The sequence below is a fragment of the Brevibacillus sp. FW301-21C12A genome, from assembly GCF_058788915.1.
In genome coordinates this window covers 1-2,867 of record NZ_JBYTBG010000097.1, presented here as the reverse complement: position 1 = coordinate 2,867, position 2,867 = coordinate 1, and the positions used below count along the sequence as shown (strand labels likewise).

At 47.0% G+C, this 2,867-nt stretch carries 2 protein-coding genes; one reads left to right on the top strand and one right to left on the bottom strand.

Annotated features, from left to right (window positions below):
- The first annotated feature begins 60 nt into the window (after positions 1–60).
- Positions 61–2,076 (top strand): exo-beta-N-acetylmuramidase NamZ domain-containing protein, encoded by a 2,016-nt coding sequence (locus AC3WQH_RS25330; RefSeq protein WP_492332321.1) that lies wholly within the window; start codon positions 61–63, stop codon positions 2,074–2,076.
- Between the two features lie 181 nt (positions 2,077–2,257).
- Here the strand turns inward: AC3WQH_RS25330 and AC3WQH_RS25325 are convergent, their stop codons facing one another.
- Positions 2,258–2,746: an SRPBCC family protein gene (locus tag AC3WQH_RS25325; RefSeq protein ID WP_005835422.1), complete on the bottom strand. Its 489-nt coding sequence runs from the start codon at positions 2,744–2,746 to the stop codon at positions 2,258–2,260.
- Positions 2,747–2,867 lie beyond the last annotated feature (121 nt).

Genomic DNA, 2,867 nt, shown 5'->3' with positions numbered 1-2,867 from the left:
TATGAATACAAACTTTCGGATATCCTCTAGCGCAAAAAAGGACAGTCAGGGCGTTTTTCCCTGACTGTTTTTCTTATCCTATCATTGATTCTAACGTTGTTTCCTCCAGGCGGGAGTTCCGCCAATACCTCTGCCATTCAATTGGGAAGTGATGTACTCTTCAATCAGTTCCATCAAGCAATAGAAGGCAAAAAAGTGGGACTCGTCACCAATCAGACAGGTGTAAACAGCAAGGGAATTAGTACGATTGATTTATTGAGACGCGACCACTCCTTAACCTTGTCAGCCTTATTCGCCCCCGAGTACGGTTTGGACGGAAAGGGCGAGTCAAAAGACCAAGTGAAAACTTACACGCATCCTGTCTATGGGATCCCGGTTTACAGTATTTCCGGGGTGAACCGGATGCCTACCAAGGAAATGCTCGCTACCATTGATGTAATTCTCGTCGATCTGCAGGATAACGGCTCCCGGACCTCCACTTACATATCCACCCTGCAGTATTGCCTCACAGCAGCAAAGCAGCAAGGCAAACCAGTAATCGTGCTTGATCGTCCTAATCCTGTCGGTGGCACGATCGTGGATGGACCCGTCTTGGAAAGCCCGTACCGTTCGATCATTGGGGTAGATACCCTACCGCTTGCACATGGCATGACGATTGGCGAGCTGGCGCTGTTTTTCAACCGGAACATCGGTGTGGACTTGACTATTGTTCCGATGCAAGGCTATACCCGCAGCATGGTTTTTCAGGAGACCGGACTTCGCTGGATTCAAAGCTCGCCACAGCTTCCCGATCTGGCTGCCGTGTTCGGCTACATGGCCACTGGTTTGGGAGAAGGTATCAACCTCAATCAGGCAGACGGCTTCACCTGGATTGGTGGAATTGGAATCCCTTCCGACCAGTACGCAGATTTGTTAAACGCAACTAAACTGCCTGGAGTGACCTTTTTGCCTGAAAGCAAAGAGACATCAGGTGGAGTCAGACTGCATATCACCGACCCACGCCGATTTAATCCGGCAAAAACCGGGATCTATGCATTGGCCTATGCCAGACAACTTATCCACTTCCCAGTGCCGAAAAGCGACAGAACCGTAGAATTGTTCGATCAGGTGATGGGCACGAACAAGATCGGCCAATATCTGGAGCAAGGAAAGAGTCCACAAGAAATAGAGGCTATATATAAACAAGCGCTAGCCCAATTCCGCGAGCTTCGCAAGGCATATCTGATTTATGGCGAGCAGCCATTTCAACCAACTCAGCTGATCCATAGTAAGCAGACTCTATCTGTGAAGCCTAATACTGCACCACCTGCTGCTTCACCGGCCAGGGCACAGCCAGGCACGAGTGTGACGAACTCTCAGCCGAAACCGCAGTATCAGTCCGTCCAACCGCGTCCTGCTACCAAGGCAATCACGCCGGGAACGAGCAAAGTCGCCTATCTGACCTTTGATGACGGGCCATCTCCAGTAACCCCACAGGTACTGGACACGCTAAAACGGTTCAAGGTGAAGGCTACCTTCTTTATCGTTGGCAGAAATGTTCCCGGCCATGAAGCAATTTTGAAGCGGATTGTTTCAGAAGGTCACGCAATTGGTGGCCATACGTACTCCCACGACTACCGCGTTATTTACAAAAGCGTCCAGGGTTTTTTCACGGATTTTGACAAAGGCAACCAGTTGATCGAAAAAGCAACAGGCATCAAGCTGACATTCTTCCGCTTTCCAGGGGGAATCACCAATACGGTCAGCCTGAAGTATCAAGATCCAACACTCTACACCAAAGAGAAACCGGTCATGCGCGCAATCAAAGAAGAAGCTGCAAGACGTGGTACCATCTTTATTGATTGGAATGTAACCAATGAGGATGCACGAAGCAACCACTATACAGCTGAGGAAGCACTCGCGAACGTGAAGAATCAAGTTAAAAATCAGAAGGAAATCGTCATCCTGATGCATGATGCCAGTACCAAAATGGCGACTGCACAAGCTCTACCGGGAGTGCTACAGTTCTTGAAAGATAAAGGCTATCGTTTTGAAGTAATCAATCATGACCATCCCACCTTAGCTGCAGTGAAGTAATGATGAATAAAGCCCGCTCACGGCGAATAATGCCGTAGGGCGGGCTTAGACTGATGCTTGGATTTATACGTAGATGATCATGAGCCGTTCTTTCCCGAGCCAATCAGGAACAGATGCATATGGCGAAACCACCTATATCATGAAAGGCGGTTTACATTATTTCTGAGCAACATCCTTTCATTTATGGTTGACAACAAAGGTTGCCTTTACCTGTTTCATGAGCAGACTTTAAACTACTGAGAACGCCTGACCAAGCCATTTGATGCCACTTAAATGCCTCTTCCCATTTCTCATCTTCCATAAACCCCGAATGCACAATGGTAACTGTTGTGGTCTGTTGATCCACTGACGCAAACGTTACTTTCACAATGGTCAGTTCGTTAGCTTTGTTCATGATCTCAGCGAAAGGGTCTGGTCCCTTCCATGTAAATTGTGATTCTTCTTGATCAAGCAGTTTTGTTATTTTGCAACCTTTGGTATTCATTCTAGTAGTGTTACCTGGTTCGAAATATAATTCGAATGGTCCTCCTTCTATTGGATTTATAACTGCTTCAGGGGCAAACCATTCAGAAACTCTGTCAGAAATAGTCCACGCGAACCAAACCAAGTTCAGTGGGGCATGAATCGTGACCTCATTTTTTATGAACCTTTGTGTAGAAGAGGCGGCCATATCAATCCCTTCATAAGGTATTTTTTACAAAATAAGTATATCATTAGCTCTTCACCGTAAAACGTGCTTGATCTCCCTCTATCGCAGTTTTTCGTGTGAACGCTCACCAAAATGTTGACCA